General features: G+C 68.7%; 11 protein-coding genes. 2 read left to right on the plus strand and 9 right to left on the minus strand.

What is annotated here, in order from left to right; translation table 11 throughout:
- Nucleotides 1-37 precede the first annotated feature (37 nt).
- Nucleotides 38-997, plus strand: coding sequence for a LysR family transcriptional regulator (locus L2Y94_RS15775; protein ID WP_247368594.1), 960 nt, complete (start codon nucleotides 38-40; stop codon nucleotides 995-997).
- Nucleotides 990-1997, plus strand: a complete 1008-nt coding sequence (gene tssA / locus L2Y94_RS15780) for a type VI secretion system protein TssA (RefSeq protein WP_247368596.1) — start codon at nucleotides 990-992, stop codon at nucleotides 1995-1997. The genes L2Y94_RS15775 and tssA overlap by 8 nt, the downstream gene beginning before the upstream one ends.
- 67 nt (nucleotides 1998-2064) lie before the next feature.
- On the opposite strand, the gene L2Y94_RS15785 is transcribed toward tssA, so the two are convergent.
- From L2Y94_RS15785 to L2Y94_RS15825, 9 genes are read right to left on the minus strand one after another with little or no spacing between them, the layout of a single operon-like run.
- On the minus strand, nucleotides 2065-2799 hold the full coding sequence (locus L2Y94_RS15785; protein ID WP_247368599.1) for a serine/threonine-protein kinase: 735 nt from the start codon (nucleotides 2797-2799) through the stop codon (nucleotides 2065-2067).
- Between the two features lie 14 nt (nucleotides 2800-2813).
- On the minus strand, nucleotides 2814-6032 hold the full coding sequence (gene tssM, locus L2Y94_RS15790; RefSeq protein WP_247368648.1) for a type VI secretion system membrane subunit TssM: 3219 nt from the start codon (nucleotides 6030-6032) through the stop codon (nucleotides 2814-2816).
- Complete coding sequence (icmH, locus tag L2Y94_RS15795) at nucleotides 6029-7318, minus strand: type IVB secretion system protein IcmH/DotU (protein ID WP_247368651.1); 1290 nt, start codon at nucleotides 7316-7318, stop codon at nucleotides 6029-6031. The genes tssM and icmH overlap by 4 nt, the downstream gene beginning before the upstream one ends.
- Nucleotides 7306-8637 carry a type VI secretion system baseplate subunit TssK gene (gene tssK, locus L2Y94_RS15800; RefSeq protein WP_247368654.1) on the minus strand — a complete coding sequence of 444 codons (1332 nt, stop codon included), beginning with the start codon at nucleotides 8635-8637 and terminating at the stop codon, nucleotides 7306-7308. The genes icmH and tssK overlap by 13 nt, the downstream gene beginning before the upstream one ends.
- The gene (locus tag L2Y94_RS15805) at nucleotides 8634-9278 is read right to left on the minus strand and encodes an FHA domain-containing protein (RefSeq protein ID WP_247368671.1); all 645 of its coding nucleotides are present in this window, start codon (nucleotides 9276-9278) and stop codon (nucleotides 8634-8636) included. Before L2Y94_RS15805 ends, tssK begins: the two co-directional genes overlap by 4 nt.
- Nucleotides 9275-9811, minus strand: a complete 537-nt coding sequence (locus tag L2Y94_RS15810) for a DUF6931 family protein (RefSeq protein WP_247368674.1) — start codon at nucleotides 9809-9811, stop codon at nucleotides 9275-9277. Before L2Y94_RS15810 ends, L2Y94_RS15805 begins: the two co-directional genes overlap by 4 nt.
- Before the next feature lie 5 nt (nucleotides 9812-9816).
- Nucleotides 9817-11772, minus strand: a complete 1956-nt coding sequence (locus tag L2Y94_RS15815; RefSeq protein WP_247368677.1) for a type VI secretion system Vgr family protein — start codon at nucleotides 11770-11772, stop codon at nucleotides 9817-9819.
- 40 nt (nucleotides 11773-11812) lie between these two features.
- Nucleotides 11813-12913 (minus strand): hypothetical protein, encoded by a 1101-nt coding sequence (locus L2Y94_RS15820; protein WP_247368679.1) that lies wholly within the window; start codon nucleotides 12911-12913, stop codon nucleotides 11813-11815.
- A gap of 35 nt (nucleotides 12914-12948) precedes the next feature.
- Entirely contained in the window at nucleotides 12949-14115 is a 1167-nt protein-coding gene (locus tag L2Y94_RS15825; protein ID WP_247368682.1) for a hypothetical protein, read from the minus strand.
- Between the last annotated feature and the right edge of the window lie 32 nt (nucleotides 14116-14147).

The following is a 14147-nucleotide window of genomic DNA, read 5'->3' on the forward strand; positions in this document are numbered from 1 at the left end:
CCGAAGAATGCGCCTTTTCGGCACGCATGGCCCGACGATGAGCTTCAAGCCAAGCGAACTGCCCCTGCTGGTATCGCTGGATGTCCTGCTCGAGGAGCGCAACGTCACGCGTGCCGCGGCGCGGCTCCACGTGAGCCAGCCCGCCCTGTCCGGACAACTGGCTCGACTGCGCCGCCTGTTCAAGGATCCGCTGCTGGTGCCGTCCGAAACCGGGCGCGGCATGGTCGCGACGCCCAAGGCCGAGGAGATCGCCGAATCGCTTCGCGACGCGCTCTCGAGACTCGATGCCATCAGCTACGCCGACGCCGCGTTCGATCCCGGCGTCGACGCGGCCACGTTCCGCATCCGCGGGTCATGCTGCGCCATCGACGTGTTCACGCCGGCCCTGTTCGGCGTCATCGAACGTCACGGCAACACGGCTTTGCGCGCGGCATTTCAGGCGGACGATGAAAACGAGCCCATGCTCGCACCGTTCGAGAACGGCGAGGTCGATCTCGCGCTGGTATCGGCGACGCGCGTGCCGCCGTCGCTGAAGGTTCGCGAGCTGTCGAGCGAACCGTTGGTACTCGCGCATCGCCCCGGCCACCCGTGCACGGACACGTGCATGGACATCGACGCGTATTGCGCGCTGCGCCACGCGGTGGTCTCGTCGTCGGGCCGGCTGTGCGACGACATGGACCACCACCTCCAGGCCAGGGGTCTTACCCGCGGAGTGATGGTGAGCGCCGCCAACAGCCACGCATTGCGCGGCATACTCATCGGCACCGACCTGGTCTGCACGCTACCCCGGAGCATGGCCGCGTCATTGGGGTCCGGCATCGAATGGCGTGCCTTGCCGTTCGACGCACCCTCGGCGACGCTGACGATGGCCTGGCATGCGCGCATGGACAAACAGCCCTCCCATCGCTGGCTGCGCGAACAGATCACCCGGATGGCCGGCCCCCTCCCGTTGCGCCCGGCCGTGGCGCATTTCACCCCCGACATGCTGCATGCCTGACATCGAATCGCTCCTGGCACCGCTCGATGAAGCCCATCCCTCCGGGCCCAACCTCGAATACGACCCCGACTTTCTCGCCCTGGACATCCTGGCCGCCCCGCGCGGCGAACGGGGCGTGGGCGACGCCACGTGCGAGGCGCAGGAACCCGAGTGGCGCGACGTCGCCAGGCAGGCGCTCCATCTGGCCGGGAAGACCCGCGACCTGCGTCTTGGCATGCACCTTTGCACCGCGTGGCTGAAGACCGATGGCCCTGGCGGCTGGCTGGACGGATTGGCCTTGCTGCGAGGCATGCTCGAACGCCATTGGGACTCGCTGCACCCACGCATCGACGACGGCGACCCGGCGGAGCGGATCAACGCGCTGGCCGCGCTGTGTGCCGACGACGGCATGCTGGGCTATCTGCGACGCGTGCCGTTGATCCGCGTGGAGCGACTCGGCAGCGTCAACCTGCGCGAGCTGCGCATCACCTCCGGCGCATTGAAGCGAGGCGACGACGACGCATCGGGCGGCACGCTCGACGAACACGTTGCCACCGTGCTCGCCCAGGCGGGGCACGACGCACTGCGTGCACTGGACGATCTGGTCGCCACCGCGCTGCGCCACCTGGACGCGATCGCCGATGTTTTCTCGATGCGTACGCCAGGGCAAGGTCCCGATGTCGATCCCTTGCGCCGCGAGCTGCGTGAATGCCGCGGTGCGCTGAACGCCTATCTTCCCGATACCGGCGACAGCCTCACGGAGAACGACGACCCCACCGTGCAGGATGCGTCGCCACGCCCCTGCGCGAACGGAGGCATCGACGGTCCGGATGACGTGCGTCGACAGCTCGACGCGATCTGCCAATGGTATGAACGCCACGAGCCGTCGAGCCCGGTGGCGCCGTTGCTTCGCCGGGCGCGCGGGCTGGTGGGATTGGATTTCCACGCCTTGCTCGCCGAACTGGCGCCCGGCGGGTTATCCGAATTCGCACACCTGACCGGAACGACCGGGGATCGCTGACCACGCGCGACTCGCCGTTGGGCGTCCGTCGTGCGTCCCAGCGTGCGCCACGCCGGATCGCATCCCGTCATGGCCGCAACGCCTCCGTCAGTTCGCGCACGCCCCACGGCGCTTTCCGGGCCGTGCATTCGAGCGTGTCGCGCAAAGCCTTCCAGGCCCGACGACCCACGCCGGCCAGGCGAGTCGGACCGCCATCGTCGAACGGACGCCGTCCGGCCAGCAGTTCATAGGTCATGCACGCGAACGCATACACGTCGTCCTCGAACGAAGCACATGCCCCCTTGCGACGCGACGGACTCGCATAGGCCGGCGTCAGGGCTCCCGAATCGACGACGGCTGCATCGAGCAGGCGGATCGAGCCACGCGCGTCGACCATCACGTTGGCCGGCTTCAGGTCGGCATGCACCCATCCGCCCTCATGCATGTCGGTCAAGGCGTTGCCCAGTCGCCGGATCCATGCCCACGCCGTGTCCCGCGACACGCCTGCCTTCATGGCCCGCCGCAGATCGACGCCCCGTACGTATTCCATCGTGGCGAACGGGTCGTCGACGTCGCGGTCCAGGTCGTACAGGCGAACCACGGCGGGCGTGGCGATGCGGCACATGCGCAACGCCTGCCGGCGAAACACGTCACGCGCCGAGCTATCGCCACGCCACCGGTCGTGGAGCAGCTTCAGCGCCACGTAGGGATAGGCGTCCCCGGCTTCCACGCGACGCGCATCGCGCGCGAGATACACCACGCCCATGCCGCCGCGTCCCAACTCCCTCATCAACCGATAACGCCCCGCCACGTTTCGACCCACGCGCGACACCGTCGTCATGGCGGACAACGAAAGCGATGAACGGCGCCGTCCGCGAACGGATGACGCAGGCTGGCCGCTTCGATCTCCACGCGCACGGCACGGCCGCCGGGTTCGAACGTGGCCTCGAAGCGCGTCTCCGTCCGCCGCTCGAGATGCGCGGCATCCAGTGCGCGAAACCAGCCCCATTCGCCTGGGTAATCCAGCACCGGCAACGGATGTCCTTCGGCATCCCACGCACTCACCACCGTGCGTGCCGTGCCCGTCCCCGGCCAGCGCAAGCGAACGGCGCCGGCGTGCTTGCCGACGGCCCGTTCATAGACCTGTCCATCGATGTCGATGGTCACCCGGCCCACGCCGGGCGGGAGGTCCTCGATCGACAGCGTGAAGTCGACCGCGGGTTGCGCGCCGCCCTGGAACCACGCGTCGCGAATGGCCACCGAGGCTCGCGCGGCCGCCAATGCCTGTGCAGGGCCTGCCGCCACGCCGTCCCGATAACGCCACGCAGGCCGCGAGGTATCCACGATGGCAGCCAGATGGTTCGTGACATAGGCGTCCATCCGCCCACCCTTGCCGAACAACGCCGCAAAATCGCGCAGCGGAACATCCTTGCTTCCCTCGGCCACGAAGGGATAGCGATCGGTGACGAGCAACGCGCAGTCCTCACCCACCGCTTCGCGCCATGCCGCGCCGATCGCATCGCCCTCCCGCCGACGGACCACGGCCTGTCCCGATCCGGCCAGGCCGTCGATCCATGTCGACAGCGGCGCGGGCACCCGGGTGGCCTCCATGCGCAAGGCATCGAGCGCATCCCGCGCGGGGGCTGGCGCCCCCGCCCGCGTCGCGAGCAGTTGCCGCCCCGTCGCATCCAGCGCCGCCAGCACCCGGTCGAGCGGTGCCCTTCCCGGCTCCCCTTCGACGAGCCCGGTCAACGGTGCGAAATGTGCGTCGATGCGCAACGCATCTTCCCGCGCGGAAGGATGCGTCCCTTCGGCCAATCCATGCGTATGGTCACGCAGCCACAGCAGGAGCGCCTTGAGCGGCGAGGCAGGCCCGCCCAGGCGGGCCGCATCGACGGCGGCCCGGTCCGGCGCCCACGCCAGATCGTTCAACCAGTTTTCCCATCCGGCGACATAGTCGGCCACGTAAAGCGCGCGTACCCGCGACTCGAGCGTCGCCCTGTCGGACGCCGACGGTCCTTCGCCCAGCACCCATGCCTCGTCGGCGAAACGGGCCGCGGCGACGGCGATGTCGCCTTCGCCGTCCTCACCGCCCATCAGTCGCGTGAACGCCGCACGCGTATGCAGCGGGGACAACGGCGTGGACAACGGCTCGCCACTCTTTCGCCGGAACACGTCGGCGAACAGGCCCAGGGCACGATCCGGGCGCAAGGCCACCTCGTCCGCTTCATTCACGCCCGACGTCAATCCCGCATACACCAGCGTGGCGATGTCCGCGGCACGCAGCGAGGCCCTTGCGGCATCCACCAGGGGGCGGTCCATGGGAAACACGCTCCACTCGCCGCCACGGGCGAGCAGATCGCCCACGTGCCGATCCAACGCCGCGACCAGCCCCTCGTCGTCGAAGACCTCGCGCCAATGGTCACGCGCCAACCTGCGCAGCGTGTCGCCGTCGCGCCTCGCCGGCAGCGCCAGCATCAGATGGCCCTTCAGCGCCAGGTAAACCCGGCGCGGTTCACGCGCCTGCATCGCATCGCGCCATTGCAAGGCGAGCCCGGGAAGCACGCCTTCGGCGACCTCCCGCCTGAGCGCTTCACGCAACGACGCGCGCAGACCTGCGTCGTCGGGCCAGCCAGGTTCGGCCAGGCTCGCGGCGCGGGCTAGGACATCGAGCCGCCGCAAGGCCAGCGCGTAGTACTCGCGCAGCGATGTCGGTACGGTTCGCTCGCCGGGCCATTCGTCGAGCACCCTCGACACGCGCTCCATGACGCGCGCCTGCCGGGCGTGACGGTCCAGCATCGCCCATGCGATGCCCGCCGTAACGGCGGGAAGGCAGCCGAGAAGGACCCACCGCCGCCACGTGGCGCCGCGCGGCGTTCCCAGGCCAGCTTCCGGAAGCATCAGGTCACGCACGAGGCGTTGGCCGAAGTACGCGCGCCGCGTCGAACGCGACGGAACGCGAGACGGCCCCCGTATGCCGAAATGATGCTCCAGCGAGGCGGCGAGGCGATCGCACGTCTGGCCGTCCTGCGTCGACGAGACGAGGTAGAAGCCCCGCAGCATCGGTGCGTATCCGTGGACGCGCGCGCCGAAGACGGTATCCACCAGTGACGCGATCGGCTCCGCGTGCCAACGAACTCCTTGCGGAAAAGCCAGCAGGCGCGCACGTGACGACGCATCGCGCACCGTCCCCAGGCGCGCGATCAGCTGCGCATCCAGACGCGCCGCCAGCGCCTCGAACTGACGGGACACACGGACGGCTACCCGTCCGTCATCATGGGCGAGATCGGCGAAGGTCGCGCCCCACGGCTGGGCGCGTTCGCCGTCGTCGCACAGGGCGACCCAGTCGCCGAATCCGGGAATGCGATCGGCTCGCGTCACCACGAGATAGACCGGCAAGCGCCCCGACACGTCGAGCACCTCGTCGAGCCGGGCGCGCAGGTGCCGTGCTTCGCCGTCGGCATGCTCGGGCCGTGTGCCCGGCATCGCCACGGCGACGACGATACCCGCCAGGCGCTTGCGTGCGCGACGACGCAGGAGCCCGAGCAGTGCGTGCCATGCGCCCTCCTCGCCGGCGAGCCGCCCTTCCGCTTCGAGCATGACCGCGTGGCCGTCCGACCACCACTCACACGACGGCCACGTGGCCGACTCGGCGGCCGCGACGGCCTTCCAGGGAGCGATGACGCGCTCGAATCCCGCGCCGGCGAGCCAGGCGCTCTTGCCGGATCCCGGCGTTCCGACGACCAGATACCACGGGCGGTCCATCGATCCGCGTTCACGCAACCGCGCCATGCCGCCGGCGAAACGCGCGCGCAAGGCGCGCACGTCGGCGGTTCGTCGACGGCGCACGGCATCGCGCTCGCTCCACCACAGCGCGCCTCCCCAGAACGCCGCGAGCGCCACGATGACGAGTACACGCACGACGGGGCGATCCAGGGGATGGAAGGGGCCGATGCCGAGATAGCCGCCGCCCAGCGCGATCGCCGTGGCGCAACCGAGGAACAGGGCGATCGAACGCGCCCAGCGATGCCGCAGCAGGTCGTCCAACGGGTTCATGGCACCTCCGGATGGACGACGATGTCGACGCGACGGTTTCGCTCGCGATGCGCGGGCAGGTCGGCGGGAAGCGCGATGGGCTGGGTGTCGCCCGCGCCGCGAAAGCTCACGCGGGCGCGATCGTCCAGGCTATCGGCAAGCACCTCCGCCACGTTGCGCGCCCGCTCCCGCGACAAGGCCATGTTGCTTTCGAAACGCGACAGGCGGATCGGCAGATCGTCCGTATGTCCTACCACGACCACCTTGCCGCGCAGGTGATTCAGCGCCCGCGCCAGCCGCTCCACGCGTTGCCGTTGCACCGGGGCCAGAAGCGCGGCACCGGAAGGAAACCACCCTCCCGCGAACAGCCGTACGATCGTGCGCCCCGTGCCGTCGTCGACGAGTTCGAGGTCGTCGAGGCCACCCTCGGCGTCGATCCAATGACGCAGGTCGAAAGCGGCCGCCGGCATCGACGTGTCGTCGCGCACCGTGACCGGAGGCAGCGCATGCACGACCGCGTCGAGGCGCGCGCCCATCGCCGAACGCAGGTCGGCCCGTTGCCGATGAAGATAGGCCCCCATGCCGGTCAGCACGCAAAGGGCGCATGCCAGACCCATCCAGACGAACCGACGTGCCGTGCGACGTGGACGAGCCATCCCCTGCCACGAGGGAGACATCGCGGCGGGCACGTCGGCCCGGACGGTCGCGATGCGACGGCGGAGGTCGTCCCGCCGCTCGCCCAGGCGCAAGGCCCCTTCGCTTTCGGCCAGATGCCGTCCACCGAAGCCCAGTGACAGGCATGCATACATCAATTCGGCCAGGTCGACGTATCGCTCGATGTCGGCGCCGATCCGGTCGAGGATGACGAAGAAGGTATCGCCACCATAGGTGTCACCGTGGTGCGCCATCAGCAGGCTCTTGCGATGCCAGGGCGAACGCGGGCCCCATGCCGATTTCAGCACGGCTTCGTCGATCGCCGCGCAAAGCACGTAGCGTGCGGTCGACATCGTTCGCGCGTCGACACCGGCATCCGCCGCTCGCGACTGGAAACGTCGAAGTTCGGCCGCCGTGCGATTCCACAGCATCGCCACGTCGTCCACCGACCGCGACGCGCGCAATGCCGCGGCCAGCATGAGCAGCGGGTGCGCCGCGCGGATGAGCGGGTTGGGACCCGACGCCGGCAGCGTGTCGAACGCGGGCGGCGGTTCGACCGCATCCGCCGTGCCGGACGACGCGACCTCGTCCTCGGGCGCAACGACACGCATGACGGTGGCATCCTCGTCGTGCGCGGCGTTCATGCCTTCCATGCCCACAATCTCCATGAGAGCCCTTCGATCCCGTCGCCCACGTGCAACGCCACCACGCGCGAGGACTGCACCGTCTTCCACAGCATCGACTCCACGTCGATCGCGAAGTGCTGCCACCCGGTACCGCTGAAGACACCGCGTGGCGCTGCGTCCATCGGCGTGATCGCAACGCCGGGCAGTTGCAGGTTCACCAGGTCACGGATGCGTTCGGCGGGCCCGAGCTTGGCTTGCCCCGGCAGGCGACGACGAAGCTCGGAAGGCTCCAGCGACGAGGTGGCCGCCAGCGCGAACGCGTTGCATCCGGCCTTTATCGCTTCGTGCAGGGCACCCATCCATAGGCCGTGCTCCCGATGCCTTAGGGATATCTCGATGGCCGTACCGGCCAGCAGCGCCTGCAGGCCTGAACGAAGCGCGTCGATCACCGGATCGAAGCACTCACGCAGGTGTTCATGACGATAGGAAGGAAACGCCGGCGTGCGTCGTCGGGCCGGAGCGAAGGTGGTCAGCTCCCCCGCCATGGCGGCCAGGAAACACCAGAAGCTTTCCGGATGCAGGGACGACTGGCCCACCATGTGCGCGACGCGTGGCTGCCATCCGTTGATCGCCTGCAACAGGAGCAGGTCGCGCAGCATGCCGGCATCCACCGGACCGGCCTCCACGGGGCGCGAGGCGAGCGCGTCGCCTCGCTGGCGCAGAAGCCCGAGCAATTCCTCGCCGAAGCGGACAAGCCGTGGCGATGCCGCGCAACAGCGCACGGCGGGAATGAATCCGTCGTCGAGCACGGCCCTTCCGTCGGCCCGGCGTTCCACAAGCCTCGCCAGAGGCAGCGCGCCGAACCCATCGAGGGACCGTCCTTCGACGACGAGGACGGCGCGCAGACGCCCGACCTGCAACGTCGCGGTCTGCTCGACGGTACCCGAAGCATCGGGCTGTTCGGTCTCCCCGACATCGAAACGTGCCATCGGCGCGCCGTCGTTCCAGGTGCTTTCCGCCGCGCACGCGTGGCGCAGCGGCAAGGCCAGGCAGACGGTTCGATCACGCCACTCGGCATCGATGGCCAACGGCGGCGGCAGGGGATCGCGGTCGGGCATGGAAAACGGCGTGCCGTCGGGAAACACCCCGCGTGCACGGTGCAGGCCCAGGCGGCCGATCGCCAGCAGGTCGTGGTCGATCTCCAGTTCGTCGAAGCCCCACGCATGCGAGCCGGGCGCGGCGTGACGCAGTTCGACGTAGCGCTCGAGGTACCGTTCGGCCTGCTGGAAATGCTGTGGCCGGAGGAACAGGCCATCGGTCCAGACGATCTTCTTGAATGCATTCATCCCAACGTCCTCGGCGACATGTCCTCGTCGATCAACCGCCTGAAGTACGCCTCGGGGTCGACCTGGATACGCCGGAAGTGGCGGTGATAGCGTCCCCATGCCGCATGACGGTTCTTCCGGCCCGCGCGCGGCCCGCCTTCCCGCTCGAAACGCGCGGGATCGAGATCGTCGAGCAGCGCGTCGAACAGTCCACGCGCGAGCGAAAGCGTGTCGCGCGGCTCGACCGGAGGGGGCTCCCAGGAGCGCGCGGGGTCCGCGCCGGGCATGCCGGGTATCGCATCGGGCAGGCCGTCGAGCGGATCACCCACGCCATCGACCGGAGACTGCGACGGCGAGGCGAACGCATCCGGCGGGCGATCGACCACGAGGATGTCCAGGCCATCGATCGCCAGCCGATCGCCGGCCGCCAGGGGAATGGGCTCGCCTCGCGCCAGCACGCGACCGTTGAGCCGGGTTCCGTTGCGGCTGACGTCCTCCACCAGGTACATCCCGTTGAGACGGCGTATCACGACGTGCCGACGCGATACGCCAGCGCCTGCGAGCCGCCAGTCGCTATCGCCGGCACGGCCGATCGCAAAGCCCGCGCCGTCGACGCGAACCGCCTCATCGGGATGGCCCTCGGGATGCAACCAGATCGTCATCGCACGATTTCCGCCGAGAGCAGCCCGAGCCCGCCACGCACGTAGGCCGCGCAGGCGTCGTCCATCGTCATGCCCTCGCGACACGCCGCCAGCATGAGCAGCGCACCGGCCGCCGCCGCGGCCGCCATGTGCGGAGCGGGCACGACGGCCTGGCCCTGTCCGTCGACGAGATGCCCTTCGGCCCAGCCCGCGCACGCCGCCGCGAGCGCACCGGCATCGGCGTAATCCCGTTCCTGCGCATGGGCCAGGGCCGCGTCACGCGACGCGTCGTCGCGCAGGCGCAACCAGCGCTCGGCCAGCCGCAGGCCGTGCGCGTCCTCGACGGACAGCACGCTTTCACGCGCGCACTCGCAGACCCACGGCACGACGTATCCGCGTGGCATGAGGTGCATCTGCAGGCGCAGGGCGCAAGGCGCCCGCCCCGCCTCGAGCAAGGCGACGACGGCCGCGCGCGCGCCCATGCCGTCGTCCAGTACCGCCATCGCGGCGGTCTCCAGGCCGGCGTCCGCCGCCTTCTTGAACATCCCGGTCATCGACATCATCCCACCAGCGGCGGCAAGCCCTTGAGCATCGCCGGTCCCACCGCGGTAAGGCTGAGCACGGCGCCGGCGTTGACCGACACCGCCGCTCCACCCTGCACCGAGACCGCCGCGGCCGCCTTGATCGATGCGGCGGCTCCGGCATTCAGCGCGAGGCTCGCGCCAGCCGAGACGTTCACCGAGGCCAGGCCGTTCACCTTCAGCGTGGTGCCGACGAGCTGGATGTCACCCGTGCGCTTCATCACGAGGCGCGCCGGTCCCACGGCCAGCTCGATCTGCTCCGCCGCCTCGATCGTCAGGCGCCTGCCGACCTTCACCGTGGCGTCGCGGCCGACGTCCTGCACCCGGTCACGACCGATCTCATCCTTCGCGTCCCGGCCGACGGTCGTGAAGCCATCGTTCTCCGCTTCGTGGCGCAGATCGCGTTGCGCGTGGAGATAGAGTTCCTCCTTGCCGGGACTGTCGTCGAAGCGGAATTCGTTGGCCTCGCCGGCACCGCCGCCGAGGCTGCGGCTGACGATGCCGCTACGCGCCTTTTCGTCCGGCAACGCGTACGGCGGCATGTGATCCCGGTTGTAGACGCTGCCGATCACCAGCGGTCGATCGGGATCGCCCTCCAGAAAGCCCACGACCACCTCCTGGCCCACGCGTGGGACATGGAGCGCCCCCCATCGATGGCCCGCCCACGGCGTGGCCACGCGCACGGGACACGACGGCTGGACGTCCTTGCCGCCGTTGGAACTCCAGAAGAAACGCACGCGAACCCGTCCGTACTCGTCCACCGCCACGTCCCCGTCCGACGCTCCCTCCACCACCGCGGTCTGCAATCCCTGCACGATCGGTCGCGGCATGCCGGGAGGCGAACGATAGGGTCGGCTGGATTCGATCGCGCGAAACGCGCAGCGGAAACGGGGACGCACCTCGTCGGCATCGTCGTGCGACCGGGGGTCGATGCCCACGACATCGAGGCGGGACGACACCACGAGATATTCGCGATTGCTCGGCCCATGCGGATGGTCTTCCAGGCGAAAGAGCGTTCCCGGCAGCAGGCCGGGCGCATCGGTGGTACCGCAGGATATCGAACGCGCCACGTCGAGCGCCTCGCCGGCGACCTGTGCGCGACGGCCCAGGTCGTCGGCGTCATGCCCATAGGCACTTCCCGCACCGGGAAAGTCGAACACCTCCAGCCCGGCCGCCCGCCCCGCCTCCGCACCCGCCACGTCGCGGTCGCCCACCACCGGCTCGCGCGGATGCAGGTAATCGTAGTCGCCGAGGCAGACGCGAGCCGGGGTCATGGATCGCGTCGTCGTCCAGGTGTCGACCGAGGCCCCATGGCGTCGTCCCTTGTGCATCGACGGCACGAACGGCAGCACGGCCGCGCCCGCCGCCGGCGCGTGCGCGCCGACGGCATCCGCCAGCACCATCACATGCCGGTCCCTGGCGTGCTCGAAGTAGTAGTAGATGCCCTCTTCCTGCATCAGGCGATGGATGAAATCCAGGTGGCTCTCGCGGTATTGCACCCGGTATTCCCGCTCGGGATATGTGCGGGACAGCCGCCATTCCACGTCGCCGCAGCCGGCCTCTTCCAGCACCCGGCGCACGACGGCCGTCACGTCCATGGACGTGTAGATCCGGCTATCCAATGTGCGGCCCAGCAACCACGGGCGCGGCACCAGGGTGAACCGGTACGTCGTGTAGCGAACCTCGTCGAGCCACGTTTCTCCCGCCTGCCCGGCATCCGCGACGATGCCGTGCAGGTGGCGGGTGCCGCCGCCGTCGGCACCGATCGTCACGCCCATCGGCGTGCCCAGCAGTTCGTCGAGATCGAGCGAGCGGTCCATGCACAACGCGTCGACCCGCGCGCGATACATCCGGCTCAGGCCTTCCTCGACCGTCATCGACGCGAAGAGCAAGGCGCTCCCGTGCGGCGAATCGAGCTTGAAGCGTGCGTCCACGGTGGTTCTCCCTGGCGAAGCGTTGACGGATGACGGGCGCTCAGGCCTGGCAGGCGCGAAGGCGAGCGTCGACGACCGGGTCGTCGCTACGGAACTGGTAGCCCAACTGGCCCAGGTAGCGCTCGGATTCACGCCCGAGCCGGAGGAGGTAGTCCGACCCACGGTCATAAGCGGCTTGCGGAACGAGCCGGCCTTCGGTGTCGAACAGGCGAAGCAGGTGCATCGGATCGCCGCAGAGCTTCGAGCCGAGCGTGATCGCGGCCACGGCGGGGACCGCCAGCGCCGCCGAGCGATACCAGCGGTTGAATGCCTGGGGCCGTCGGTGAAACGCACCGACGCCGTCGCCCGATGCGAGATAATCCCTGGCCTCGGCGGAAAAGCGCTTCATGCGGGTGAGGTCGTAAATCTTCCACACGACGTCGACGAGCAGTTCGATCATGCCCGAGGCGACGTGAGTGAACCACGCCGCACCCGCCGTCGCCATCGTGGCGACGGAGCGACCGAGGTTGGCCACGAAACGATACACGTCGCCGGCGAGGCGGCGATTCATCGCGCCGAGGATGGCTTCGACGGTGGCCGAGGGCGTTCCCGGCAGCACCTGCACGCCCCGGCCCAGGCGATGGACGGTGTAGCGGCGGAACGCGCTCTTCACCGCATCGAGGAGGCTGACGACCACGTTGGCGCCGATACCGGTCGAAGAAAGCGCGAGGTCGACGAAATACGAGGCGAGCTTCCGGCACACGCCGGTCAGGAAACCCTTGATCCGGTCCGATCCCATCATGTCCCGGTAGGTACGCGAATCCCTTTCCTTTCGGCCGTCGGAAGCCGTTCGATCGATGCCGTCCACGATGTCCTTGAGGACATCCCAAAGGTAACCGAAGACGTTCTCCTTGCACGTGTCGAACAGGGCTTCCGTGCGGCTGGCCGCCGGGGCTCGGGCGCCGGCGAGCGTCCTGTGCAGGTCGGCGCCTTGCGCGGCGATGTCGATGAAGCCGATCGCGGCGACCTTCACGCGACTGGGATAGCGCATGGTGGCGAACAGGTGGAGGATGCCCTTGCGGTTGTGGATCATCGTGTCGGTCATGAATTCCGGCACGCCGAGCAGGGCATCGGTATCCGGAGTGCGTAATGCGTATGTCATGGGTTGGTGTCCTTACCTGGTGACGTGCTGGTTGCTCATGCGCGCCCGAGTTTCCTCAGGGCTTCGGCCTGCACCGCTTTCGACATGCCCTTGGCGGCGGGTCCGCCACCGAGCAGCGAGGCGATCGTCGGATCGTCGCTGCCGATCGCGTAGTCGAGTTCACCGAGGTACTTCCTGCCTTTCGCGCGCAGCGCTTCGACGTGGTCGAAGCCACGACGGTAAGCCGCTTCGGGAAGGACATCGCCCTTCTCGTCGATCATCCTGAGGAAATGCATCTTGTCCGCGCACAGGCCGCTGTCGAGGGTGATCGCGGCGATGGCGGGCACCCGCCGGACGGCCTTGGCATACCAGGGGTTGAATCGCACGGGATCGAGGTGCCACGCGGCACCGTCGTGACGCTTCTGCCAGTGATAGTTCGCCTCGTTGCAGAATTGCGTCAGGCGCGACATCTCGTAGAGCTTCCACACGGTGTTGACGATGGCTTCCACCACCGAAAACACCAGCGACGACAGGCTCTGTCCGATGCCTGCGACGAAGCTCATGCCGAGGTTCACCCCGAGCTTCAACGACCGGTAGGCGGCACCGCCGATGGTGCGATCCATGGCCGCGCTGATGCCGCTGACCACCGTCTGCGGCATGCCGGGCAACACCGGCACCACCCTGCCGGCCTGGTAGAGCCTGTAGCGATCGAACGCCTCGCGCACCATGCCGCCGACCGAACCCAGGAACGCGACGGTATCGGACACCTTGTCGTAAGCGCTCCCGACGAGCTTCCTGGCGAGTTTCTCGCACAGGCCCCGCAACGTGGGCAGCGCCTTGCGCTTGAGCGATTCGGCGAAGTTCGGTTCCTCCACGTTGGAGGCGCCCGTCGATACCGCGTCGACGTAATCGATCATGTCGTGCGTCCAGTCCAGCAAGGCGTCGGCGAGGGTGTCGCTCGCCTTGCGCACGTCCAGCGGCAGGCGGTGTCCGCCCCGCACGGGCAGGCTGAACTTTCCCGAGTCGGCGCTTCGCACGTTTTCCCGGGTGAAGCCGATGACTTCGTCGGCCACGTTGAACACGCCGTTGGTGACGATCCTGAAACGGCTTTCGTCGCAGCGCAGGTGTCCGAACAGGTAGAGAACGCCCAGCCGCGACTGGGCGACGGCATCCTCCATGAAAGACGGCACACCCGATGGGGTAAGGCCGGTGGTCTGGACCATATCGATCTCCTTGATTGCCCTTGATGACTTCC

This window comes from Luteibacter aegosomatis (assembly GCF_023078455.1).
Classification (GTDB): Bacteria; Pseudomonadota; Gammaproteobacteria; order Xanthomonadales; family Rhodanobacteraceae; genus Luteibacter; species Luteibacter aegosomatis.

What these genes read in the sequence shown, in the direction of transcription:
- L2Y94_RS15825 (WP_247368682.1), bottom strand. Translation starts at nt 14,115, where the DNA reads ATGGTCCAGACCACCGGCCTTACCCCATCGGGTGTGCCGTCTTTCATG.
- icmH (WP_247368651.1), bottom strand. Translation starts at nt 7,318, where the DNA reads ATGGAAGGCATGAACGCCGCGCACGACGAGGATGCCACCGTCATGCGT.
- tssK (WP_247368654.1), bottom strand. Translation starts at nt 8,637, where the DNA reads ATGAATGCATTCAAGAAGATCGTCTGGACCGATGGCCTGTTCCTCCGG.
- tssM (WP_247368648.1), bottom strand. Translation starts at nt 6,032, where the DNA reads ATGAACCCGTTGGACGACCTGCTGCGGCATCGCTGGGCGCGTTCGATC.
- L2Y94_RS15805 (WP_247368671.1), bottom strand. Translation starts at nt 9,278, where the DNA reads ATGACGATCTGGTTGCATCCCGAGGGCCATCCCGATGAGGCGGTTCGC.
- L2Y94_RS15820 (WP_247368679.1), bottom strand. Translation starts at nt 12,913, where the DNA reads ATGACATACGCATTACGCACTCCGGATACCGATGCCCTGCTCGGCGTG.
- L2Y94_RS15775 (WP_247368594.1), top strand. Translation starts at nt 38, where the DNA reads ATGAGCTTCAAGCCAAGCGAACTGCCCCTGCTGGTATCGCTGGATGTC.
- tssA (WP_247368596.1), top strand. Translation starts at nt 990, where the DNA reads ATGCCTGACATCGAATCGCTCCTGGCACCGCTCGATGAAGCCCATCCC.
- L2Y94_RS15810 (WP_247368674.1), bottom strand. Translation starts at nt 9,811, where the DNA reads ATGACCGGGATGTTCAAGAAGGCGGCGGACGCCGGCCTGGAGACCGCC.